At 47.8% G+C, this 23291-nt stretch carries 20 protein-coding genes; 1 reads left to right on the top strand and 19 read right to left on the bottom strand.

The window, feature by feature from the left end:
- Window positions 1–74: 74 nt before the first annotated feature.
- The 19 genes from DHL47_RS02925 to DHL47_RS02835 all read right to left on the bottom strand — a co-directional run bounded on the left by DHL47_RS02925 (window position 75) and on the right by DHL47_RS02835 (window position 22441).
- Complete coding sequence (locus DHL47_RS02925; protein ID WP_209550832.1) at window positions 75–977, bottom strand: hypothetical protein; 903 nt, start codon at window positions 975–977, stop codon at window positions 75–77.
- A 367-nt stretch (window positions 978–1344) separates the two neighbouring features.
- Window positions 1345–1950: a glucosaminidase domain-containing protein gene (locus DHL47_RS02920; RefSeq protein ID WP_209550831.1), complete on the bottom strand. Its 606-nt coding sequence runs from the start codon at window positions 1948–1950 to the stop codon at window positions 1345–1347.
- A gap of 41 nt (window positions 1951–1991) precedes the next feature.
- Window positions 1992–2738, bottom strand: coding sequence for a prepilin peptidase (locus DHL47_RS02915; protein WP_338060078.1), 747 nt, complete (start codon window positions 2736–2738; stop codon window positions 1992–1994).
- 12 nt (window positions 2739–2750) lie between these two features.
- Window positions 2751–3812: a VanW family protein gene (locus DHL47_RS02910; RefSeq protein ID WP_128835109.1), complete on the bottom strand. Its 1062-nt coding sequence runs from the start codon at window positions 3810–3812 to the stop codon at window positions 2751–2753.
- A 7-nt stretch (window positions 3813–3819) separates the two neighbouring features.
- Entirely contained in the window at window positions 3820–4917 is a 1098-nt protein-coding gene (locus DHL47_RS02905) for a PRC-barrel domain-containing protein (RefSeq protein WP_209550830.1), read from the bottom strand.
- A gap of 58 nt (window positions 4918–4975) precedes the next feature.
- Entirely contained in the window at window positions 4976–6787 is a 1812-nt protein-coding gene (locus tag DHL47_RS02900; protein WP_209550829.1) for an SSA_2305 family type IV pilus system protein, read from the bottom strand.
- 237 nt (window positions 6788–7024) lie between these two features.
- Window positions 7025–8596, bottom strand: a complete 1572-nt coding sequence (locus tag DHL47_RS02895; RefSeq protein ID WP_209550828.1) for a hypothetical protein — start codon at window positions 8594–8596, stop codon at window positions 7025–7027.
- Window positions 8593–9150, bottom strand: a complete 558-nt coding sequence (locus tag DHL47_RS02890) for a PilN domain-containing protein (RefSeq protein ID WP_209550861.1) — start codon at window positions 9148–9150, stop codon at window positions 8593–8595. Before DHL47_RS02890 ends, DHL47_RS02895 begins: the two co-directional genes overlap by 4 nt.
- A 2-nt stretch (window positions 9151–9152) precedes the next feature.
- The gene (gene pilM / locus DHL47_RS02885) at window positions 9153–10586 is read right to left on the bottom strand and encodes a type IV pilus biogenesis protein PilM (protein WP_209550827.1); all 1434 of its coding nucleotides are present in this window, start codon (window positions 10584–10586) and stop codon (window positions 9153–9155) included.
- Between the two features lie 40 nt (window positions 10587–10626).
- Window positions 10627–12084, bottom strand: a complete 1458-nt coding sequence (locus tag DHL47_RS02880; protein WP_209550826.1) for a type II secretion system protein — start codon at window positions 12082–12084, stop codon at window positions 10627–10629.
- A gap of 12 nt (window positions 12085–12096) precedes the next feature.
- Window positions 12097–13473, bottom strand: a complete 1377-nt coding sequence (locus DHL47_RS02875; RefSeq protein WP_209550825.1) for a VWA domain-containing protein — start codon at window positions 13471–13473, stop codon at window positions 12097–12099.
- A 9-nt stretch (window positions 13474–13482) separates the two neighbouring features.
- Window positions 13483–13977, bottom strand: coding sequence for a hypothetical protein (locus DHL47_RS02870; protein ID WP_209550824.1), 495 nt, complete (start codon window positions 13975–13977; stop codon window positions 13483–13485).
- Window positions 13978–14111: 134 nt separating this feature from the next.
- Window positions 14112–14600, bottom strand: coding sequence for a prepilin-type N-terminal cleavage/methylation domain-containing protein (locus DHL47_RS02865; RefSeq protein ID WP_209550823.1), 489 nt, complete (start codon window positions 14598–14600; stop codon window positions 14112–14114).
- A 75-nt stretch (window positions 14601–14675) separates the two neighbouring features.
- On the bottom strand, window positions 14676–15134 hold the full coding sequence (locus DHL47_RS02860; protein WP_209550822.1) for a prepilin-type N-terminal cleavage/methylation domain-containing protein: 459 nt from the start codon (window positions 15132–15134) through the stop codon (window positions 14676–14678).
- A 106-nt stretch (window positions 15135–15240) separates the two neighbouring features.
- Complete coding sequence (locus tag DHL47_RS02855) at window positions 15241–15732, bottom strand: prepilin-type N-terminal cleavage/methylation domain-containing protein (protein ID WP_209550821.1); 492 nt, start codon at window positions 15730–15732, stop codon at window positions 15241–15243.
- A 181-nt stretch (window positions 15733–15913) separates the two neighbouring features.
- Window positions 15914–17140, bottom strand: coding sequence for a type II secretion system F family protein (locus tag DHL47_RS02850; protein ID WP_209550820.1), 1227 nt, complete (start codon window positions 17138–17140; stop codon window positions 15914–15916).
- A 3-nt stretch (window positions 17141–17143) separates the two neighbouring features.
- On the bottom strand, window positions 17144–18208 hold the full coding sequence (locus DHL47_RS02845; RefSeq protein WP_128835129.1) for a type IV pilus twitching motility protein PilT: 1065 nt from the start codon (window positions 18206–18208) through the stop codon (window positions 17144–17146).
- Window position 18209: 1 nt separating this feature from the next.
- The gene (locus DHL47_RS02840) at window positions 18210–19892 is read right to left on the bottom strand and encodes a GspE/PulE family protein (RefSeq protein ID WP_128835131.1); all 1683 of its coding nucleotides are present in this window, start codon (window positions 19890–19892) and stop codon (window positions 18210–18212) included.
- Window positions 19893–21580: 1688 nt separating this feature from the next.
- A complete protein-coding gene (locus DHL47_RS02835) occupies window positions 21581–22441 on the bottom strand; it encodes a cation diffusion facilitator family transporter (protein WP_209550819.1) in 861 nt (286 codons plus the stop codon).
- Window positions 22442–22602: 161 nt separating this feature from the next.
- On the opposite strand from DHL47_RS02835, the gene DHL47_RS02830 reads away from it, so the two are divergent.
- Window positions 22603–23124: a TetR/AcrR family transcriptional regulator gene (locus DHL47_RS02830; protein WP_209550818.1), complete on the top strand. Its 522-nt coding sequence runs from the start codon at window positions 22603–22605 to the stop codon at window positions 23122–23124.
- Window positions 23125–23291: the final 167 nt, after the last annotated feature.

Raw genomic sequence — 23291 nt, 5'->3', positions numbered from 1 at the left:
TTCAGCCAACAAAGGAATAAAAGTTAAACTAAATGACTATAAAATTTCTAAAAGCCTTTCTATTTTTACCCATACTAATCCCCAAAATCCACAATTTCCTCGTCCTTTGCCATTAAGGCATCTGCAAAAACTGCCCGCGCAATGAGATCAAAAAGCTGAAACACAGCTGTAAAGAGCAGCGGCAGAAATTGCACCGCATTGAGTGCCTCAGCTCCCAAAAGCTTCACAAAAAGCAGCGTCAATAAGACAACAACATAATTTGCCCCAAAAACCAGCAGTTTCAGCAGAAATGACAGCCACATATAACGAACCCTGTAACCCCCAATCAGGGAGACGGACTTTCTCAGACAGCCAAAGAAAGACAGAGGAGCCAAACGATTATCTCTGGAACTGGTATCCTGCAGGATATAAAACAACAAAAAGAAGTGGGATTCAAAGAGGTAGCTGTACAGCAATTGAGACAGGACCCAGATAATCGGCCCTAGATAAGACAAGAATATGAGCAGGCCAACTATCTGTTCAAAATTCCCAAAAATTTCCTGCCAAAACAGTTCATTTGTCAAATTCTGCAAACCAGCATACAAAGCAATGACCAGAGGCAGAAAACAAAGGAAAGTATAAAGAAAGCGGGTCAGCAGGCCGTCGGAGAGACTGTACCAGACAGCCTGCCAAAAGTTCCTGCGGACTGCTTGCGGATTGCGGACCATGGTCAGGGAGAATTTATTGATATAGGGAACTATAATACTAGAGCCCACAGCCCAAATCAAGGGAATGGCAATGGTTACGCTGTCCCAGCCAGCCCGGTAGTTTGAATAAATATTAAATATAAAATCACCCAGTATACTAAGAGACCAACTGTAGCCCAGAGCAAATAAAGGCAGAAACACCACGAGCAGGCCGCCCAACCAAACGAAAAAATACCGGAGCATCAATTCCCAAGCTTTTCTAAAAACTATGTTTATTCCTATCTTTTCCATTATAAATGTCTCCTAATATAAATGTCTCCTAAAATTTGACAACAAGCTTTGCTTGACTTTATCCACAAGCTGAGGCGGGACGACAAAATCGAAGACTCCGTCTGACCGATTTTTGCCCCACTCTCTTATACAGTATCTTCCCAAAGATACATCCCTCTGTGGGTGAGGGCGCAGCCATCATGGGAGTCTGTCCCACCGCCTCCTGCGGAGTCAGAGAAAGTCCTGTGGGATTTCTCGCGACAGGATGAGCAGCTAACTGTTATCCTGTCTGCTCCCGCCTGGTTTGCTGATGATTTTCATCAAGTATAAACAGAGTGTCAGCAGGCGATCGTTGACCCAAAAAAGAGCAGAGATGCTTCTCCACTCCTTAGCCTTTTGTCTTCAAAAAATTCCGAATACGAATCGCAATCTTGCTGTGCCAAGTTTTGTCTGATGCGTATTTGACATTGATAGCAGCCATGCTCTTGCCGTTGTAAAACTGGCCGCCCGGCTTGAGATAGTGCTCACTCAGATAGCGGGCTACCGTGTCAATGCCGTCATCAAATGTTGCGAAATTTCCTGCGCTGGAAAAAGGACTGGAGTCGTAGGCCATGAAGCCAAAGAGATTGTGCTTGGCTTGGGCGATTTGGCTGCGGCCGTAGTCCGATTCGTGAATGGCCAGACCTACCAGAAAAATCGCATTCACGCCGTGGTCTTTTTCTGCTTTCTTGAAAGCTTTGCCCAATCCAGCCATAGGCGTACCCGCCAGACGGCTGTCAATAAACTCAGCTGATACCGAGCTTGCCACGGTCACATCTTCGGAAAAGACGACAGCGCCCGTTTTTTTAGCCTTGAACTGCTCAGAAACCCGAACAGCAGACGAATCCAGATTGGCCCTTTCATTGGCCGACAGTTGACTGGCCGAAAGCAGGCTTCCCGCCAAGATTGCAGCTGTGGTCAGAGCTGCAGCAATAGTTTTTTTCTTCCTAAACATTTTTCTATCCATTTCTAATACTCAAATGATGCACACCAGTCCTACATTCCTCCCCAGAAATACAGGATGACGGCCATGATGCTCATAGCTGGGCCAAAAGGCACTTCTTCTTTTAATTTAAATTTGAACTTCTTAAATATCATCGCAAGGAGAAGAATCGCTCCTGCCACAAAGAATGAGCCGTAACCGAGAATGGCGGTATGCAAAGGGCTGAACCAGCTGCCCAAAGCAGCCAGGTAAAGGATGTCCCCCATGCCAAAGGCTTCTCTCTTGTAGTAGGCCTTGGCCCCAAAATAAATGAGGGAGTAAAGGCCCGCGCCAACCAGCATAGAAAAGAGCATATCCCAGTAGGAATAATCCGTGACAAACCAGATGACCGCCAGACGGGCCAGCCAGAAAACCAGCAGCACCGTATCGGAGATATACTGGGTATCAAAGTCAATATAGCCGATAATGATACAGAGCGATACCAAGAGGCAGGCTGAGACAACCATCCAAGGGCCCTGATCCTGAAAAATCAGGTAGGAAGCCAGCCAGAGCAGACCGGTCAGAAGCTCGACAATGAGGTAACGCGGCGAAATCGGCTGCTTGCAGTTTTTGCACTTGAAGCCCTGGATGATAATCGACACAATCGGAATCAGCTCCGCTGCAGTCAGCTCATGGCCGCAGGAAGGACACATGGACCGCCCCTTGGCAATGCTCTTTTCCAGCGGCACCCGATAAATGACGACATTGAAAAAACTCCCAAAAACGACACCTAAAATAAACACTAAACTTGCAATCATCATAATCTTTTTCCCTTACTTAGATGCCAAAATGACAGTAATCTGCCCCTCCTCCAAACTCAATGAAAAGACCATATCCGTATCTGTATTGTTCTGAACAGTCAGTTCTGTCAAGCCCTCAGCGGGATTCCCGATATTGAAAAACTGTCCTCTGTAAGACACGACATTCATCCGTGAAAATGCGAGCTGCCGAATGGCATCTACAATCTGCTCAGCTCCCATACCATATACTTCTTTATCCTTATCCTTGACTGGCAGATAGCCAGATTCAGCCGTCAGATCTCCCAGCAAGTCCGAAATGGACTTGGTTTCTCCGGCCGCCAGATAGATATTCTGCAGCTTATAAAAGGCTGTCTTCATGTTTGCTTCCTGAGTCTTATTGTCAGGAAAGGCCACCTCTGTGCGTTCCAGATAATGGCTGTATTGGCCCAGCAGCTCGGCCTGGTCTTCTGCTTCTACAGACTGACTCTCAACCGGAACAGCGTCAAACTTGCCGGATTTGGCAATTTCCTCCGCTGCCTGAATGAAGGCAGCAGGCTCAATCTGATAGCCATTGCTCTTGTCAGCCACCTTAACAGCGGACTCCCCATCCATGACCAGATGATTGGTCGCAGGCTGCTGGCGCAGCAGGTTCGGATAGCCTGTCAGCACTTCTTCCAGCGGCTTGAGCCAGAAGATACGGTTAGGGTAGACAGCGATGGGCAGATTTTCACTTGTGTCAAAAAAAGGTGTAAACTTGTCCCAGACTGTCTTGGCCGAGATGTTGTCCAGACGTCTCAGCTCCTCAGCCGTAAAATAGCTGAGCCCCAAAAAACGCATATCCACAGAAAAGCTTTGGCCGGTGGACAGCTGAAAACTGGCTTTGTAGGGCAGCTCTCTGTAAACTTCTATTTCAGCCTGACTCCGGGAATGGACCTGAAGGGGGGAGCGGCCGTTGATACTCATATCGATAGCGGGATGAAAGATGAAAATGACATAAAATAAACTACCCAGCAGAAAGGCAGCGAGTGTCCCTGCTGGAAGTAGTTTTTGATATTTCGATGAAATCTTTCTTTTTCTTCTTGACATGAATTTCATCCCAGCCTTATACGACGCATTCAGCTAAGCGGATAAGGAACTTGCGGTCGATGCGGCGCAGAAAGTCAATGACATCATCGCTCACTGTATCACCGGCATAGAGAATCACACCGCCGTCTGCATTCACCAAATCTTTCTGCAGTTTTTTGCCGACCAAGAGGCGTTTTTGCTGGCTGACAAAGTCATTGGCTTCCTGCTTTTCTGCTGGTTCTTCCTCAGCGACAGGTGCTGTACTGATAGCAGTCTCTACAGCCTCATGAGACGCGGTCAAAACTTCCTCCAGAGCTGCATCCAGACTTGGAGCATCCGCTTCGAGGCTGAGCGCCTCGCCTGCCTCAGATACTTGCTCAGCTGCTTCCTGCAGCAGGTCTTCTGCCTGCGGCAGATCTGCTACGGCTGATTCAGCCACTTGAACGGCAGAAAGATCCAATTCCTCCGCTGCATGCTGCAGCTCAACAGCAGCCAAAGCCTCTGTCAGGTCAGCTGCTGCTTCTTTTTCAGCAGCAATCGGCTCGAAAACAGGCTCCTCAGGAGCTGCTGCTGTCTCTGCCGCTGCAGGCTCAGGCTGAGCCGGCGCTGCTGCCGCAAGCAGATCAGCCGCAGCCAGCCGGCCCAGCTCCGCATCTGCTTCAAAGTGCACTGCTGACTTTTTTTCGTCATTGAGGATGATGTATTCCTTCCCAATCATCAAAATGCGTGATTTCGGAATCTGAATTTCCTCGCCGGCGTCTTCAGGATTGACAACCAGATAGCCGATTTCATTCTTTTCATCGATATGGTAGTCTACCACTGTCCCTACTTTATTGCCGTCAATGGTGATAACAATTTCATCAAAGATACTGCCTTGCTTGTCATTGAGGACTTGAAGGTCTGCCTCGTCAAGGTCCTGAAAGACAGAGCTGTTTTCCACCATGACCGCAAAATCACCGATGCCTTGGATATTCTTGCTGGAAAGCAGGGCAAATGGCTGAGCTGACTGTTTTGACTTGATGACAAAGGTCAGATTGACCCCCTCATCTACAAAAACTTCATGCACTTCCCCAAGGCCCATACCTTTTTCAATCTCAATGACAACGGTCCCTGTAATCGTCTTACAACTTTTCATAATTTCCCCTAAAACCCTTCTAATTGATGTTGATCAATTTGATACGTATACTATAATATTAAATTTTCCCAATCTTGTCCAGTAACTTGAACGCTTCTTGGCGAACTTTTTGGTCCGTGCTGCCGGATAAGATCTCCTGCAGATAAGCTGCCGCTTCCTGACTTGCATCTGAAGCCACTAACTCCTGGCTTTCCAGCAGCAGAAATTGGTAGTAGACCTCCTCATGCTCTGCTTTGGGACTGGCTGCAGGCTGACTAGATTCTTCCGAACCGCCCAGTATGCCAGCGATTTCTTTCAGCAGGTCCTCTTCGCTCTCCTCCGCAGGAGCGGCCGGTGCCGCTGCAGACGGTGCTACAGGCCTTTGCACTGCGGCTTCCTCAGCTTGCAGAAGCTCTGCGATTTCTTTCAGCAAGTCTTCTTCACTCTCTTCTGAAACAGCTGTCGCTGCGGGCTCAAGCGGCTCAGACACGGCTGCGGCTGCTATTTCCGCCTCATCTGCCGGCTGGATGTCAGCTGCAGCAAAGGCCGCTGCTGCAGACTGGCTGAGCTCTGTCTCAGAGACCGCCTCGGTCAGAACAGCACTTTGCAGTCCGGCTGGCTCACTTTCAGCAGCTGCCTCTTTCAGACCTGGCTCAGGCACCATTTCCGCAGCTGAAGCTGGATCCTCAAAGACTGCCGCTTCCTCAGCAGGTCCCAGCAAATCAAGCTGGATCTGGCTGAGAATGTCTTGGTATTCCTGGATTTCAGCAGAATCTCTGCTCCAGTCTGCCTGTGCAGACAAGTCCGCAGCAGGTGAAGGCTGACTGGCTGCGCTCTCAGCAGCTGCACTGTCTGCAAAGAAGAGGGATTCCAGACTGCTCACAGGCTCTGCTGCCGCTGTATCGGCCTGAGACCGCTCTGAAGCTTCTGCAGAAACTTCTGAAGCAGCAAAGAAATCCTCTAAACTGCTGGCAGCTTCCTCTCTCGCAGGCGCTTCAAGAGACTCCTGACTTGCCAGCTCACTGGCTGCCGGCTCGCGGGAAATGACACCTGTCATTTCTGAAACACCGGCCAGCTGCGGTCTGATACCGCCATAGTCAGACTCTGCATAGGATGTCGGTCTGATTTTAGACAAAACAGCCGTTTCAAAGATCGGATCATTAATATCGGTAAAACCTTGGTCATTGAGGGAGCCGTCCACATCCGCAGAGGAAAGGAGCGAGTTGGCCACCTTGACCTTGGTTGAGCCCTTGCGCAGATGCAGCAGAGACTCTAAAAATTCATCGCTGGCGCTTTGCGGGCCGCCCTCTGACGCTGCCGGCTCCTTCCGGCCGCTCGAATCGTACTCCTCAAAGACAGGAGCTTCCGCCAAATTATCCGCAGAGTAGGGATAGTTGGGTTTATCGTGTCGTTTCATATCGCTTCGGATAGGGATTGGCTCATTGGACGAGGCCTTCTCAGCAGCTTTTGTCCGCTTAGCAGGCTTGTCCTCAAACTGCATCCCTTCACTTCTTTCCTTTCTCTTTCTGCCGGTCGGTGCCGCAGCAAAGTTCAGCTCTCTGCTGGATGCCGGTTCCGAATCCTCCATCTCCGCTTTTCTCCGTCTGCCCTTGGCATGTCTTCTGCTTCTGGCGGACAGGGTTGATTTTTTCCTAGCCGGAGACAATTCCTGAGCAAAAAGCAGGACAAAATAGAAAATGACCGCCAGTGCACAGACACCCACAAAAGCTAGGCTCGGAAGATATTGAAAGAGGAAGGGCGCACCAATCACAAAGAGCACCACCCACACTACAAGGAAGAGACGCTTCAGCAAAGAAATCTTCGTCACCAGCAAAATGCTGATCGTATGCAGTGCTATCAGTCCTGCTCCAAAAGGTAGAAAATATGTCATCTGGTCTCTGCCGCACCTCACTTTCTAATATCTTATACTCTCTCCGCTCAAAGCCACACATTCGCGCCTCAGCTGCTGCCTCGTGCGCATGCTCGTAGGCGGAGTATTGTTTTTAAATTCTATATATTTTAGTTTACTATAAATGCAAGACTTATGCTAGTCTAAAAACCAATTTTTTTTCGTTTTCTGATGTTTTTTTGCAAAAAAACGAAAATTCCCTTAAAAAAGGGAAGCGGCTTAGTTGACAACAAGATTGTCAACCGCCAGATTGTCCAGTTTCATCGTTGTTTCTGGGCTGTCGCCGCTTGGGGTTTCAAAGTAATAGCCCATGATGGTCATCGGATAGCTGAAGCCCGGAATGTCTGCCGGATTGAAGCTGACCTCGCGCCAGCCGGTCCAGCTGTTAGGACGGATGACATGCAGGTAGATCTTCTGGCCGCTGGCATTCTTGACAATCAGACCCGTTTCACCCTGCCATTTATTGGACAGATAGAGTGAGTAGCTGATATAGTCAGGCTGGCTGTTGAGGCTGACATAAGGAGCTGCAAATTCCATTTCAAACAGGGTCGAAGACTTGGTTGCCGGAATTTTGACAACATTAGAGCCCGTTCCCTCTAAGAAGTCGGTATTGTCCACAGTGACGTCATATTGGTTGCTGCTGCCGGACTGAACCAGCTTGAGCGGAGACTCAAAGCGGTAAATAGTTGATGAGTTATAGTAGGCGGACAGGCCGTTGTTCTGACTGGACTGGGTGCTCAGCTGCTCCAGATAGGAAGGAGCCAGATTATTGTTGCTGTCTGTCGTGCTGGTAGCCGCACCAAGAGTGCTGTTGCTGCCAGCCGTATCCTTGCCAGTACCATTTCCGGTGACAGACAGGCTGCTCGCCTGCCAAGTCGGAATCGCAAACGGTGACTCCCAGTTGGCAAACTCGATCGGTGTCTTGTCCACATTGCTTTCCAGCGTTACATAGCGCTCCACATCCTTGACCTGATAGAAGCGCAGCTTGATTTTACCGCTGGTCAGCTCGGGATTTCTCTGCTCTTCCGTATCGGATAAGCTTTGCTTGCCGCCCAGTTCCAGCTCGCTGGAGACAATCTTTTGCTGATTGCCGTCAATCAGCTCCAGCAATTTCAGCACCTGTGTATAAGTCCCTTCAAACTCAATATCCGCCGTCATCTGCGTGATATTGGTATTGGTGTAAGGATCGGTGCCGGTAGCTGTGCTGGCCGCCGTTGTCGTCGCCGTATTGGCATCCGAGGAGCTGCTGGAAGCCGTGTCACTGGACGAGGAGGATGTGTCTGATGAGCTAGAGCTGCTGCCGGATGAAGAGGAGGAACTGTCACTGGAGCTGCTGGAGGTTGTGCTGGCTGCCGGCGTCGCAGAAGACTGGCTGCCAGAAGAGGTCGCAGAAGCTTCATCCTGCTTCAAATCCAGCTCTGTGCTCTCGCTGTAGTTGACCGACTTAAACTTGATGCCGCTGTCCTTGACCAGCTTGTCAACAAGGAAGATAAACTCTCCCTGATTGGTCGTGCCATAGTATTTCTTGGCCTGCTCAAGGGTCTCCGAATTGAGAGCAGACAGCTGCTTCGCCAGAGATTTCTTCTGGCTGATTTTGGCATTTTTGCCGTCCAGCTCGGCCGTGATTGTCGCATGCTCTTCAGACAGCTGAGCCATCTTCGTATAAGAGTTTGACACCAGAAAGCCGCCGCCAGCAAGTACTGCCGCTCCTCCGACGACGGTCAGCAGCATTTTGTCGCGCTCATTCAAATTACTCAGGAAGCTTTTCTTTTCATTTTCTTTCTTTTTCATTTAAAATCTACATCCTTCGTCAAAATTTTAATGTTAAACTTGTATACTTCGTCCTCATGAGTAATATTGCTGATAAAAATTTGATTAAACTTATCAGACTTGCGCAGCTCTTCTTCGAACTTAGCGATAGACAGATGCTCCTGAGCCGAACCATTGATTTCGACATTGTCATAGTTAATCTTAATGTCGTCAAAGACCAGATTACGCGTGACATTTTTGTTGAGGAAGTTCATAAAGGCCTGGTTGACCCGGTGTAGCCGGCGGAAGTCGCCTTCCAGACTGCCAAAGAGGGCCTGATCGTTTTTGACTGTAGCAATCTTGCTCTCCGTCTCAGAGATAGACTTGAGCTCCTGAGCCAACTCCGGACTTTTCAGGATCTGCTCTGCCCGGTCAATCTCACTCTGATAGTGCATGCTGCTGAACTGGAAGTAGCCAATCAGCAGAATCATAATAGTAACAATGGCTGTGAAACCGGATATGGCCGCCAGCTTCAAGGGACTGGTCTTGGCCGGTGCCACATGATATTTTGAAAAGTAGTTTAAATCTCTCCTAATCATTAATTTGCTCTCCTAATCAACATGGCTGTGGCTGGAATAAACTCAGCATTAAATTCGGCTGTTCCCTCCCACAATACATTTTCATAATCCACACTGTCAATGGATACAAAATCCCGATTCATATTGGACTTCAGGATTGAAGACAGCTGCCAGCAGATGTCCTGATCACCAAAGACATAGAAACTGTCGATGGTCTGACCGGTTGATCCGCTGAAGAAGTTCTCCGTATTGAGAATATGGCTCTTGGCATCTGCCAGCCACTCATCCAGGGCCTGCTTGAGCAGACCGGTGTCCAGCTCATCTGAGGCCAGAGCTGTCAGCTTTTGCAGCAGGCTGGCATCGTCAGCATAGTGCAGAATATCGCTGTAGCCTCGGTTGAGGTAGTTGCTGGTGACAAACTTGCCCTCAGAATAAAGGTAAACCCCGATAAAGGTCTTGCTCAGATGCACCATCCCGATATTTTGCTGGGTCAGCTTCTTAGCCCGGTTATTGATGGCCTGTACCCGCTCCAGCCACTTTTCAAAGGTATTGGACTGAAGGTCAAAGACATAGGGGGTCAGCTTGAGGCTGCTGGCCAAGTTCAGATACTGCTCGACCACCCCTTTTGGCACAGCATAGACCATGAGAGAGCGGGTCTCCGTATCTCCCGGAAAAGCAAGGTCAGCGCCTGTCTCCTGCTCCTGAAACTGGATGACATAAGCTGTCGGATCGATATCCAGGTATTGCTGCAGCTCATAAGAGACCAGCCCCTCAATATCTTCATCGCTTTGGACGCTGGCTGCCACATCGACCGAACGGGCGATGATATTGGTATTGCCCAGCGCAAAGAAAGCATACTTAGCCGTGATGGAATGCTCTTCCATCAGGTCGCTGATGACATCTTTCAGTGTAATCGGGTCTACGATCTCGCTGTTGAGAACGACCCCTTCCGGCAGGCCGGCAGAAGCCATCTTGATAATCTCCAGCTCCTGGCGCTTCTGTCTGGCTACGACCAGATAGACCGCTTCGTCATTAAAGTCAATGGCCATGAGATTGCCCTTGATGGGCTTGCCAAACATGGTATAAGGCGCGTGCGCACGGACAGCCGGTACAGACACCCCGCTGCCGCTTTTCTTAGAAAAGAGCGAGCGGCGGCCGGATTTAGCCGGTGCCGCATCTCCCTCATCAATATCGGCATTCTTGCTAAAGAGCGGTTTATTGAGCTTGGTCAGAAAACTGCCCTTTGCTGCTGGCTGCACCTCATCGTCAAAGTCATCCTGCCGGTCATCAGCCTTGATCTCCACTCCCTGAATGGACAGGCGGCCCTTGCTGTTCTTTCCCTTGGACGAAAAGAGCGGTTTATTGAGCTTTCCTAAAAAGGAATCTTTTTTCACATCATCCTGCTCGTCTTCAACGTTTCTGTGCCGTTTGGACGAAAACATACTTTTTGCCATAATCTCCTAATCTCCCTTATTTTCCTAAAAACTTTTCCTCTCAGCTTGCTTTGTACTTATCTCTGAAATATTCTGCAAGCTTTTGTATATTGCTGTCGCTCAAACTTTGCGTATAGACAGCAAATTCATTGATATAAGTATTGCCGCCAAAAATGATCTGACCGTTATTGATATTGTGTGTTGTTTGGCCAACCCTTAATGCAAGCGTTTTGTTGTAAGCTGCTTGTCCATTAACAAAGACCTCAATGCCCAAAACACCATTTTTCACCGAAGTCCGCACCTGAATGGAATTATCTTTTGTGTAATCCAGCTTAATATTTTGCACAAACTCCTGACCACCGTTATTGGCTGCGGTTGTATCTACTGCCTTAACAGCAATTCTGCCATCACTTTCCAAGTTCAGGCCCCAAGTCAAGCTGTTGTCCAACTTATAGGTCAGGAGAGGACCTGTCTGCTGGCGGTTGCCAATCAAGATGGAAGTCGTATAACCGTTATTAAAATTATGATTGCTGAACTGCATGGTGTTACCGTCAAGGGCAATCAGCTGACGGGCTTGTTTAATGGTTCCGTCATAGTAATTAAGTACTGGAATAGTTCCGCCATACAGGGTGTTATTAAAGTAATCACGAACCTCTGTATTGGTGTAAGCTTGTTCGCTTGTTGGAATCCTTGTTGTACTGTTGCCGTTTTTGAGCAGGGCTAAGTCAGCATCCGTATGAAGCCGCAGATTGCCAGTCAGGGGCAGCCCCATAACCCAGATGCGCTCAGCTTCTTGATAGTTGCCGACACGACCGTATGAGTTGATTGCCCGAGCCGCAAAGGTCAGGTAACGGCCCCGCATCTCATCCGTAATCTGCCGCCCGCTGTCTTGTTTAGTTATCTGACGAAAATCATCTGGCATTGTCGGAAAAACTGTCTGAGAAACGATTCCGTCACCAAAGCTGCCAATGTTTCCAACTGGAACGATTCCTGGTTTGTCATTCCCGATACTGCGGTCACTAAGAAACCAGCCAGACTCTGTGTAAATTCTGGTCTTGCTGCTCTGTTGGTCATCTTTCAGCCCCACCTTTCCACCCGGAGTTGACTGTCCAACATAATAGTAGCGCTTGGCATTTGGTATTTCAACCTGCAGATCATTAGGAATATCCAGCGGAATCTCTTTGGCATTGGCTGCAAAGAGATGGATATTCTTGACCTTATTATCTTTATAGGACAAGGTTTGGCCTGTGACATTGACGCTTTGGCTGTTATTACCGACACGATAGGTAAAGGTCTCTACCTCTGTACCATGACCGCCGTTTTTCTTGATGTCAGCCAGCTGAGTTTCAAAAGACTCCTGAATATCAAAGTTGGTCGTGTTTTGACCCCGCTGACGGAGAATATTCTCAAAACTGCCTGCAAAGAAAGTCAAAAGGCCAGCTGTAATGACTCCTATGAGCACTAGGGAAATCAAAACCTCTACCAAGGTGAACCCCTTGTGTTTTTTTCTACCTTTCATCGCTCTTCCTTTCTACGGTCCGGATACAAACCAAAGGTCCTGCTGGATTTGCTTCTTGATATCTGAAAAGGTCTGCTGAAGAGCTGCTTCGTTAGTAGCAGATACATATTTGGTTTCCATACTTCCTTCGGCAATTTTATCCGTCAAAGCTTGACCATAAGCTATCTCAGACTGCACGCCAGAAAAACCAATCACATTGACCCGTTTAATACCAGCACCAAAAGTCTTAGATACCGCGCCAGCGTAATTTATAGATTCATTCCGTATTTCTGGGATACGAGAAGTATAGTCATATCCAAGGCGATTATAATTAAAGTTAGCTGGGACATCCGGTGAAAGTTCAAACAAAATATTATTAAAATGCTGAATTCCATTTCTCTGAATATTAAGGCCTCCAGCTTGACCTTGTTGGTTAACCAAATAAGCATTCGGCACCCCATCTGTCAATAGTACCACATACTTAAGCTGGGCACTTTGTTTCTGCAGGCTGACCATCCCATAACGTAAGCCATCACCAGGATTGGTTACCCCACCATCTGAATCCATCTTAGAGATACTCTTTTTTATAGTAGCAGCTTCTTTGTCCAGTTGAGAAAAAGCTGCTTGCCAGTATCCGCCAGTAGTTGAAAAAGTTGTCAAATTCACACTGACATTCCCGATGCTTTGCAATTCATCAATCATGATTGCAGCCTTATTCTTTAGTATGTTCATGCGACTTGGATTTTGAGTAGTAGCATTAGCTGCATTTAGAGCCCCTCTCATAGAGCCAGAAATATCAAAAACAAAAGAAACAGCAATATTCATCTGTCCTTCGATAGGATCGTTCCGATAAGCCAGAGCAATCCCTTTCTTGCCTTTTGCAACCTTAGAAAAGACCTGCTTGGTATTGAGAGCAGAAATAGCGGTATCAATAGAAAGCTTACTGTTGGTGTCAGGATAGCGCCCGGTCAGATTGTAATTGATTAGGCGATTATCTTGATAAGCCGCACCGTCGGTCTTAAACTCCAGATCCAGCTTCATATTATAGAGGGATTTGCTCCCCAGCTCACTGATATCCCAGTCCTGTTTTTGCTTATTCCAGACATAGTTGAGCACTTTCTTGCCATCAGCCGAAAGGCCGATATAACTCCAATCTTTGGTCAGCCCTTCCTTGCCGCCCTTAAACTTACTGTCATCCAGGATAAAGACCGAGGTGGCCTTGGCAACAGTTCGGTCTACATACTGCATGGAGGTCCGCATCTCAGACTGGATGCTGGCTTCCCGCTCGATCAACTCCCGACTGGAAAACATGGTGTTAAATATAATCCCGATAATGACCGCTATCATGCTCATCAGCATGATAGCCATAACCATCTCGGCTAGGGTAAACCCTTTTCGTAATTTCTTCATCTTTTCTACCTATTTTTGCTTCTGAACCGAGACCAGATGCCCCTGTTCTGAGCGGATTCCTCTGGTTGCCCAGTTGAAAATCACGACATGCTCATAGTAGTCCTCACTGCCGGGCAGCTTAGACTTGGACTTGATGGTGATATTATAATTTTCTGAGTCTCGGCTTCCTTGATCAAAAGCTCCATTCATCTCAATATCAGCTGTACCGCCATCCTTAAAGGTATGGGTGGAGGTGACAGGAGTCGTTGTCTGCGATTGGCCCTGTGCCCTTCTGCTAAACTCTGCAAGAAGCGGTGAGGTTCCTTCGTTTTCAAAGTAAGCTCCCAAGGCCAGCTGTGAGCCAGATGTCGCTACATACTTAGCCTTGAGATAGCTGTACATGCGCTGGGTCTGGACCTGACCAGTATCCACGATAGAGGCTAAAATCCCAATCATAGCCACCAGCAGCACGATAGTCACAATGACCATGGGCAGGGTCGATCCCTGTCTTTTTTTTCCTTTCATTGATAATATCTCCTAAATTTCCCTTTTGATATTGCCAAAATAGTTGTCAAAGAGTGACAACTACTTTGGCAATATCCGACTGCCCTAGCAGTCGGATAGAGAAATCATTTTTTAAAATGATTTGATGATTATGGTTAATTGTTACCACCAGCGTTATTATTTGCTGCAGCTGTTGTATTAACTCCATTAGATGACCAGTCATACTTCCATACTTTATCGTTTGTAGCATCTTTGGCACCTGATGGTTTAAAGGTAGAAGTTAATTCCGTCCCTTTGATCTCATGGGCTGCAGCGCCGTCATTCTTAGCCAAAGCATCTGCAATCTTATTTGAATCGCCTTTAGCATTTTTAGAAATGTATGGTGCCAGCTGTTCAAGCGTGATATTCTTAACATTTGATGGATCATCCTGCGCTCCGATATAAGACTGAATCGCTGATACCAGCTCACGGTGTTCAGACTGGATCCGTGAACGACGAGCATTGTCTTGGAAAGAAGTGATAGCCGGAATGGCTACAGCAGCGATAATCGCAATGATGATGATCACGACGATCAGTTCGACCAAGGTAAAACCTTTACCTTTTTTCTTCAAATCCTGACGGAATTTTTGCAATTTGTTTAACATTTGAATAGTTCTCCTATTTTCTTTTTATATTTATGTTTTTGCTGATTATCAGCTCAATTTTTGAACCTGACTAAACTAGTTGGTATTTGCACCGCCTGATGTCCAGTTGTATGACCAATGTTTGTCCTTGGTTTTATCAGTTCCTGCGCCTGAAGGATGGAAGGTTGAAGTCAAAGTCGTCCCATCAATTTTATGAGCTGTCTCATTATCATTTTTTGCGAGAGCATCCACAATTTTAGTTGAATCACCTTTGGCATTTTTAGCAATGTACGGTGCTAACTGTTCAATAGTGATGCTTGTAACGTTTCCTGGATCTTCCTGTGCCCCGATATAAGACTGAATCGCTGATACCAGCTCACGGTGCTCAGACTGAATCCGTGAACGACGAGCATTGTCTTGGAATGAAGTGATCGCCGGAATGGCTACCGCTGCGATAATCGCAATGATGATGATGACGACAATCAGCTCGACCAAAGTAAAACCTTTGCCTTTTTTCTTCAAGTCCTGACGGAATTTTTGCAATTTGTTTAACATTTATTTTCTCCTAACTCTTTTTCATAATAGCTGCTGAGCAGCCTCTTAATATCTCTCAAATGTAGGGTTTTAATACATCATTTCTTAGATGATTTGATGATTATGATTAATTGTTACCACCAGCGTTATTATTTGCTGTAGCTGTTGTATTAACCCCATTAGATGACCAGTCATACTTCCATTTTTTCTCACCTGCATCACCAGTTTTTTTGCCAGAAGGAATAAAGGTAGAAGTTAATTCCGTCCCTTTGATCTCATGGGCTGCAGCGCCGTCATTCTTAGCCAAAGCATCTGCAATCTTGTTTGAATCGCCTTTAGCATTCTTTGAAATGTATGGTGCCAGCTGTTCCAGCGTGATATTCTTAACATTTGATGGATCATCCTGCGCTCCGATATAAGACTGAATCGCTGATACCAGTTCACGGTGTTCAGACTGGATACGTGAACGGCGTGCATTGTCTTGGAATGAAGTGATAGCTGGGATAGCTACCGCTGCGATAATCGCAATGATGATGATCACGACGATCAGTTCGACCAAGGTAAAACCTTTACCTTTTTTCTTCAAGTCCTGACGGAATTTTTGCAATTTGTTTAACATTTGAATAGTTCTCCTATTTCTTTTTCATATTTTTTTAATATGTTCGCCCACAGGGGCGGTTGTTTTGTACCTTGCTGGGAGACCCTACAAACTCCCAGCTGGGGTACAGTTCCTAACATTTTATGAGCAAGGCAGACGGTCAGGTCCGCCCTGCGACCTCCTAAACTTTTCTGAAACCTTCCTACTGGTCAGCTCCAGATCCTGCATCCACAGCATGAGCCAGTTCAAACATTGGCAGCATGACAGAAGCTACGATACCTCCGATGATGACCCCCATGACGATGATCATGGCTGGCTCCAAGAGTGAAAGCAGCTGCTTGATGGCTGTTTCCAGCTCTTCTTCATAAAAGTCCGATGTTTTATTGAGCATGGACTCCAGTGAGCCGGACTCCTCACCGATCTTGACCATGGACAGCATCATCGGCGGGAAGAGGCCGGTAGCGGCGATCATCCCTGTCAGACGCTCCCCTTTCTGCAGGCCTTCATTGGCTGTTTTCAGCTTATCAATGACGACGGCATTATTGGTCGTTGCGGCCGCAGACTCGATAGCCTCGACCAGAGGAATACCGGCGCTGGTCAGAATGGCCAGCGTGCTGGCAAAGCGGGCAGTGATGATCTTCTGCATCGGCCCCTTGATGACCGGCAGCCAGAGCTTGAGCTGGTCCAGCTGGTAGCGGCCCGTCTCCGTGCTGCGGTAGCGCAGAAAGAGAAAGACCAGAAGCCCTACTACGCCGAAGAGGATATACCAGTAAGAGCGGACAAAGTTGCTGGCAGCAAGGACGATCCGCGTCGGCAGCGGCATAGCCATGCCGCTCTGCTCAAAGATCCCTGAGAAGCTGGGGATAACCACATAGAGCAGGGCCAGAACGGCAGCCACAGCCAGAAAGGCCAGGACTGCGGGGTAGATCATAGCTCCGCGGATCTGCCGGCTGGTCTTGAGCTCCTTGGTGTAGTGCTCCGACATCTTTTCCAGCACCTCGTCTAGCTTACCGGTCTTCTCACCGGCCTGGATCATGCGGATCAGGAGATCGGGATAGAGCCCTTCCTGGTCCAGCATGGCCTTGGACAGCTGATTCCCTTCTTTCAGGCTCTTACTGATGATTTTCAGACTGGCCTTGAGATTCTTGGCATCCGACTGCTGCTCCAGGATATCCACCGCATTGTTGAGGGGGATACCGGAGTTGAGCATGACGGACATCTGCTTACAGAAGAGTGAGATGTCCTTGAGCTTGATCTTCTTGCTTTGGAAGAGATTGATCTCCTTGGAGCCCATGACCTTCTCTTCAACGCTGATGGGCTTGCCTTTGAGGCGGATCCTGTTGACAGCGTCTGTCCGAGACGGTGCATCCACCTCCAGAGTGACCACACCTTGCTTATCATCTAAATATTTACAAACATACAGTGTCATGTGCTAGCTCCCTACTATTCCCAGTGCTTTTTCGACCTGAGCCCTGTCTACTGAGTAAGACAGCAGGGTTCTCTGGTCGATGACATTGCGGCGGTAGAGACTCATGAGCGAAGCATCCATGGTAATCATGCCCAGCTGCGACCCGGTTTGAATCGGCGTCAGCAGCTGGTGGGTCTTCCCTTCGCGGATCAGGTTGCGAATGGCCGGCGTCCCCAGCATGATTTCAAAGGCGGCTACCCGGCCCTTGCCGGTCGCAGTCCGCATCAGCTGCTGAGAGACGACGCCTTCCATCACGGCTGAGAGCTGGACGCGGATCTGCTCCTGCTGCTCGGCCGGAAAGACGTCGATGATCCGGTCCATGGTGTTGACAGCACCGACCGTGTGGAGGGTTGACAGGACCAAGTGACCGGTTTCTGCAGCCCGCAGGGCGATTTCGATCGTTTCCTTGTCCCGCATTTCTCCGACCAGGATGACATCCGGGTCCTGACGCAGGGCCCCTCTCAGGGCATTGCCGAAGCTCTGCGTATCTGCTCCCAGCTCACGCTGGTTGACCAAGCATTTATTATGCGTGTGCATGTACTCGATCGGGTCTTCGATGGTAATGATGTGCTCACTGCGCAGGCTGTTCATGTAGTTGATCATGGTCGCCAGCGTCGTTGACTTCCCGCTTCCTGTTGGTCCGGTGACCAATATCAAGCCCCGGCGTTTTTCGGCCAGCTTTCTGATGACCGGCGGCAGTCCCAGCGATTCCATGCTTGGAATGTCCTTGGGAATGACCCGCAGGGCAATCCCGCAGTTGTTTTTCTGCTTAAAGATATTGACCCGCAAACGGTAGCCGTTATCAACCTCGTAGGCACAGTCCACTTCGCCGACTTCCAACAGATGGGCGATCTGCTTCTCTGTCAAGATCTGCTTGGTAAAGCGAACGGTGTCCTCATTGGTCAAAATTGTATTGCTGAGCTGGGTTAACCTCCCGTGCAGGCGCATGGTGGGCTCGGCATCAACCGTAAAGTGGATATCCGACGCACCTGCTTCGATGGCCTGCTTAATTAACTCATCCAAATTCATCCTAAACTTCCCCTTCCAGACTAAAGGCAATCTTCATCGCTTCTTCAATCGTTGTAATCCCCTGTTTTGCAGTATCGATGGCTTCCTCGGCCAGATCCCGCATTCCATTTTTCTTGGCTTCTGTCCGAAGCTGAGCTGTTGTTCCACCGTCATTAATTAGTGATTTTATCTCCCTTGTCACTGCCATAATTTCGTGGATAGCTATCCGTCCATAATATCCCGTGCCGCTGCAGTAGTTGCAGCCACGCCCGCGATACATGGTGTCTCCCTTGTGAATTCCGATTGCTGCATGAGCATCTGTCTCTACAGTATATTCGGTCTTGCACTTAGGACAGATACGCTTGATCAAGCGCTGTGCGATAATGCCGACTGTCGCCGTTGAGACCAGATAAGGCTTGATGCCCATATCGACCAAACGGTTGACCGTACTGGCTGTGTCGTTGGTGTGGATAGTCGAGAGAACGACGTGCCCGGTGATAGCGGCCCGAACCGCGATACTGGCTGTCTCTTCGTCCCGAATCTCCCCCAAGAGAACGATGTCCGGGTCCTGACGCAGGATACTCCTCAGACCACTGGCGAAGGTCAGTCCGGCTTTATTATTGACCTGGACTTGGTTGACACCTTCCAATCGGTACTCAACCGGATCTTCAACCGTGATGATATTTTTTCCTACATCATTGAGCTCTCGGAGCGCTGTGTAAAGAGTGGTCGTCTTTCCGCTTCCTGTCGGACCGGTCAGGAGGATGATCCCTTCCGGTGCCTTGAGGATTTCATCGAAAATCTTTTCATTGGCTGGCGAGAAGCCCAGCTCCTCCTTACTGAGGAGAGTCGCATTCCGGTTCAAAATCCGAATAACGATTTTTTCCCCGAAGACTGTCGGCAATACGGAAACCCGCATGTCCACATCCCTGCCGTCAATGGTCGTTTCAATCCGACCATCCTGAGGAATGCGCCGCTCAGCAATGTCCAGACCGCTCATGATCTTGATCCGTGTCGCGATGGCTGAGTGGGTGTTGGCTTTCAACTGCATGTTTTCCACCAAGGTCCCGTCAACCCGGAAGCGGACACGGACGGTCTTTTCAAAGGGCTCGATATGAATATCGCTGGCCCGGGTCTTGATCGCCTGACTGATAATCGAGTCAATCAGCCGAACCACCGGAGCGTTTTTGATTTCGAGGTCTTCTTCCATGACCTCATCTTCCATACCGAAGCCTTCGATCTCAGTCGCTGCCTGCTGGGCTTCTTCTCCTTTGGAATAATACTGATCGATATACTTCTCAATATCATCCCGGAAAGTTACATAAGCTTCTACCGCCATTTTGGAGACGATTTTCACGTCGTCCAGAGCGATATAGTTGCTTGGGTCTGCCATCGCAACTATCAGTTTTGGTTCTTCTTCCTCTGCTCCATCTGAAAAAGAGATTGGAATCAATCCATGACGTTTAGCAACTTTTTCCGAAACCTTCTCGACAGCTTCCTTTTCTATCACAAACTGCGATAGATTGACATGAGGTACACGGTAGTAGTAACTCATGACTTTGAGCATATCTTCTTCTGTCACATAGCCTTTGCTGATTAGATATCTTTCTAATGGCATATTTGATTGTGGCATATCTTGAAGAATTTCTTCTTTTTGAGCTGCCGTTATCAGATGAAATTGAACCAAGATAGCAATTAAATCCATTGATTATTACTCCCATCTATGATTCTTAAAAATCATTTTGCTTTCTTAAATATGCTTTAAAGATAACAGCTTTAAAAAAATCTTCTTCGCTTAAAAATTCCTTTAAGGTTTTTTTAAGGTTCTTTCGTTAGGCTAAGAGTATAAAATTTTACAAAAAGAACAAAACTATATAGTTTATAGAAGCTTTAAGCGGTATCTGCCTGATAGTCACAAGAAAACGGCTCTTGAAGCAATCCAAGGATTGACGACGGAACGATTTTTTTATTTATCAGCCAAGGCGCAAAAAACCAATGCCAAAACATTTGCTTTCGCGCGTCCGGATACTGCTCAAAGCAGCTTCTTTTGTAAATTTCCTCATGCTTAGTGAGACAGGTTAAACCGTGTGTGTGTGAAGTTGAGTTTTCCCTGTTTCAGCCAAGCGGCCGGCACCGTAAGGTAAGTTTCTTATCTTGCGGTGTTTTTTTCGTCTTTTCAACTAGATGGACTTCTGTCAGGCCCGTCCTCAGACTATTTTGAAATCCCATCCGGCCAGCCGAAGCCAGCGGCGTGTGAAATCAAAGCAGAAAGAGAAACAGCAGCCAGAGACAGCTTCCTTGTCTATTGATCAGACTTCCTTTATCGATATGCATACAATAGTAGGAAATGTTAGGAACAAAACAAAATTTGTCATTTAAACATTTTCCTAATACAGTATATGATAAGATTGACACGATGTCAACACATTTGCCTCAAAAAAAAATGAAATTCCACAAAAAACTTAGAAGAACCAGCAAAAACACTGGGTTTTCACGATTAAAATAATTTTTTTACGGGCCTTCTTTTCCAAGAGGAGCGCAGTCAGACAGACAGGAAACCCTGCCGTCGTCATCTCCAGCTCTCAGTCCAGCAGTGTGACAGAATGCTGCGGCCTGAGCGGCTGACCGACATACCACAGGAAGGCGCTTGAAGACAGGACATCATCAGCCTTGTCCGCATACTTCCTTACTCAATAGTATATGTCAAAAAAAATGCAATGTCAATGCTTTTGCACTGATTTTTAACTAAAAAATCTCTCCAAAACTGCACATTTTTTACAAGCTGTCTATTTTCACCAATAACGCTCCCGAAGTTAGAAAAGGGCGAATTTTCAGACAGGGAGACGGCGGTTTCACTGATAGTAAAAAACATAAAAATAGGACGGAAAAAAGCAGGATTCGCTTCCTTCCGTCCTATTGTGATTGCTTCTGATACAAAAGCAGCAAGTCCGAAACCTCACTCTTTCGTTTGAACATTAGACTTGTTCGCCCCCCATGCTGAGTCCGTTCGCCTTAAGCGGTCGGCCCACAAGCAAAAGATAGAAATAGACGAAATTGGGTACTGTTGCCCCAGTCTCTGCCCTTGACCTCAGCAGCGGCTGACACTTCCCATCCACCGCCTCAAAACCTCTACTGGAGCTTTTGAGCAGCTCACTGCCCCCCAGACAGTTACACTACTAAAAGCAAACTAAAAGACTATCTATACCGAATAGATCTGAATGACTGTCTTTGTCTGCTGATAAAGAAAGATTGTCATCGCACTGGTCATATTCCGGCTTTTTTCAGCACAGGCTTTGATTATCAACCTATTTTAACATTCCACAGACTGTCTCTAAGACCTGCATCCCCTGACTCGGCCTGTGTTTAACAGCATATGGGGTTAGCCAGAGTCCATCACTCTCCGCCTAAGCAGCACTCCTCATGCTTTTCTTGGCTTTCATCGGTCTGGATGGTTGCCTTGGTGATGCCGTAGGCCTGCAGTTCTTGGCGGAGAGTGTTTTGGGTCTCTGCCAGCAGGGCAGGATTTTCCAGACAGATGTGAATCATGGCAAATTTTTCCAGACCGTCTGTCGTCCAGACATTGAGCTGGGTGACTGCTTGAACATTTTCTACCGCCAGCACCTCCCCATAGAGCCGGCTCAGGTCCACATCACTGGGCACATGATCCAGAAAAATCTTGATATTGTCCCAGCACTTCGGCAGGGCCTGACTGAGGATAAAACCAGCAATCAGGAGGGACAGCAGCGGATCCAGGAAATACCAGTCGGTGAAGCGCAGCACGATAGAGACGAGGATAACGGCCACCCATCCTAGGATGTCTTCTAGGAAGTGCAGGCTGAGAATCGACTCATTATGGCTGTGACCGTGGCTGACAACCCTGCTGGCCGCCAGATTGACCACAATCGCGACAATCCCCAGCACCAGCATGCCGTCATAATTGACCTTCTCAGGCGCAAAGACCTTGGGAACATTCTCGATGATGACCATGATGGAGCCGAAAATCAGAATCACCGAGGTCAGCAGAGCTCCCAAGAGACTGTAGCGCTTGTAGCCCAGTGTATAGTTGCCGTCTTCTTTTTTATTGGAAATCTGTTCAAAAAAGGTGGAGAGACCGATGGCCAGCGCATCTCCCGTATCATGAACAGCGTCGGCCAGCACCGCACTGGAGTTGAAGAGCAGGCCAAAGACAAACTCCAGAATGGCAAAGGAAAAATTCAACAGAAAGGCGATGGTCATATTTTTACTGGATTTCATGGCTGGCTCCTTTGTCAAATCAGGCAATGTTATAGTATAATATATTCAAAACAGAACACCTTGTTTGATTCTATTATCCAACATTTCAAGAAAGGAAACAAGAAGCAAAGGAGAGGCTTTGTCCATTACGGAACAATCCTGCTCTTTTGTCCGGAATCGCTATGGACAGACGAGTCAAAAAATCACGCACAGCCATTTACCAAGCCTTTATCAGCCTGCTCAATCAGAAAAGCTATGAAAGCATCACAGTACAGGAAATCATCGACTTGGCGGATGTCGGGCGGTCTACTTTTTACGCCCACTTTGAGACCAAGGAAGCCCTGCTGGAAGAACTCTGTCAGGATCTCTTTCAGCATACCTTTATCGAACGCCCGGAAGGCGGCGATCTCTTTGATGCCACTGCTCATATTTTCCACCATTTCCGCAAAAATCAGGACAGGATTGCAACCCTGCTCCTGTCTAAAAACTCTTACTTCACCAATCGCCTGAAGATTGAGCTGGAGCATTATCTCTTTCCCCGGATTCAGGAGCAGCTGCTGCAGACTAAGGCCCAGCTGCCCGAGAACTTTCTGAAAAACTATGTGACCTCCACCTTTGTAGAGACAGTCAGCTGGTGGCTGCAAGAGCGGCAGCCTGTGCCCGAGACCATCATCACCCGATATTTTTTGGACCTGATGGACTAGCCCTATACCATTTCTGACAGCTCTGTGGTATAATCATTCTTGCCTTATATAAGAAGAAAATCAGCTGGATCGGAGCCAGCTGCTTGGCAGTGAAACCGGCTCCTCTGAAGGCTCTGTTCCGTCATCTACAGAAGGACGCGGCTTTGATCAGATAGTCTATAAGAATC

Origin of the sequence: Streptococcus panodentis (assembly GCF_017884005.1) — a bacterium.
GTDB lineage: Bacteria > Bacillota > Bacilli > Lactobacillales > Streptococcaceae > Streptococcus > Streptococcus panodentis.
The sequence above is the reverse complement of the archived record's forward strand: the minus strand, read 5'-3'. Positions and strand labels throughout refer to the sequence as shown.

What these genes read in the sequence shown, in the direction of transcription:
- DHL47_RS02925 (WP_209550832.1), bottom strand. Translation starts at nt 977, where the DNA reads ATGGAAAAGATAGGAATAAACATAGTTTTTAGAAAAGCTTGGGAATTG.
- DHL47_RS02920 (WP_209550831.1), bottom strand. Translation starts at nt 1,950, where the DNA reads ATGTTTAGGAAGAAAAAAACTATTGCTGCAGCTCTGACCACAGCTGCA.
- DHL47_RS02915 (WP_338060078.1), bottom strand. Translation starts at nt 2,738, where the DNA reads ATGATGATTGCAAGTTTAGTGTTTATTTTAGGTGTCGTTTTTGGGAGT.
- DHL47_RS02910 (WP_128835109.1), bottom strand. Translation starts at nt 3,812, where the DNA reads ATGAAATTCATGTCAAGAAGAAAAAGAAAGATTTCATCGAAATATCAA.
- DHL47_RS02905 (WP_209550830.1), bottom strand. Translation starts at nt 4,917, where the DNA reads ATGAAAAGTTGTAAGACGATTACAGGGACCGTTGTCATTGAGATTGAA.
- DHL47_RS02900 (WP_209550829.1), bottom strand. Translation starts at nt 6,787, where the DNA reads ATGACATATTTTCTACCTTTTGGAGCAGGACTGATAGCACTGCATACG.
- DHL47_RS02895 (WP_209550828.1), bottom strand. Translation starts at nt 8,596, where the DNA reads ATGAAAAAGAAAGAAAATGAAAAGAAAAGCTTCCTGAGTAATTTGAAT.
- pilM (WP_209550827.1), bottom strand. Translation starts at nt 10,586, where the DNA reads ATGGCAAAAAGTATGTTTTCGTCCAAACGGCACAGAAACGTTGAAGAC.
- DHL47_RS02880 (WP_209550826.1), bottom strand. Translation starts at nt 12,084, where the DNA reads ATGAAAGGTAGAAAAAAACACAAGGGGTTCACCTTGGTAGAGGTTTTG.
- DHL47_RS02875 (WP_209550825.1), bottom strand. Translation starts at nt 13,473, where the DNA reads ATGAAGAAATTACGAAAAGGGTTTACCCTAGCCGAGATGGTTATGGCT.
- DHL47_RS02870 (WP_209550824.1), bottom strand. Translation starts at nt 13,977, where the DNA reads ATGAAAGGAAAAAAAAGACAGGGATCGACCCTGCCCATGGTCATTGTG.
- DHL47_RS02865 (WP_209550823.1), bottom strand. Translation starts at nt 14,600, where the DNA reads ATGTTAAACAAATTGCAAAAATTCCGTCAGGATTTGAAGAAAAAAGGT.
- DHL47_RS02860 (WP_209550822.1), bottom strand. Translation starts at nt 15,134, where the DNA reads ATGTTAAACAAATTGCAAAAATTCCGTCAGGACTTGAAGAAAAAAGGC.
- DHL47_RS02855 (WP_209550821.1), bottom strand. Translation starts at nt 15,732, where the DNA reads ATGTTAAACAAATTGCAAAAATTCCGTCAGGACTTGAAGAAAAAAGGT.
- DHL47_RS02850 (WP_209550820.1), bottom strand. Translation starts at nt 17,140, where the DNA reads ATGACACTGTATGTTTGTAAATATTTAGATGATAAGCAAGGTGTGGTC.
- DHL47_RS02845 (WP_128835129.1), bottom strand. Translation starts at nt 18,208, where the DNA reads ATGAATTTGGATGAGTTAATTAAGCAGGCCATCGAAGCAGGTGCGTCG.
- DHL47_RS02840 (WP_128835131.1), bottom strand. Translation starts at nt 19,892, where the DNA reads ATGGATTTAATTGCTATCTTGGTTCAATTTCATCTGATAACGGCAGCT.
- DHL47_RS02835 (WP_209550819.1), bottom strand. Translation starts at nt 22,441, where the DNA reads ATGAAATCCAGTAAAAATATGACCATCGCCTTTCTGTTGAATTTTTCC.
- DHL47_RS02830 (WP_209550818.1), top strand. Translation starts at nt 22,603, where the DNA reads ATGGACAGACGAGTCAAAAAATCACGCACAGCCATTTACCAAGCCTTT.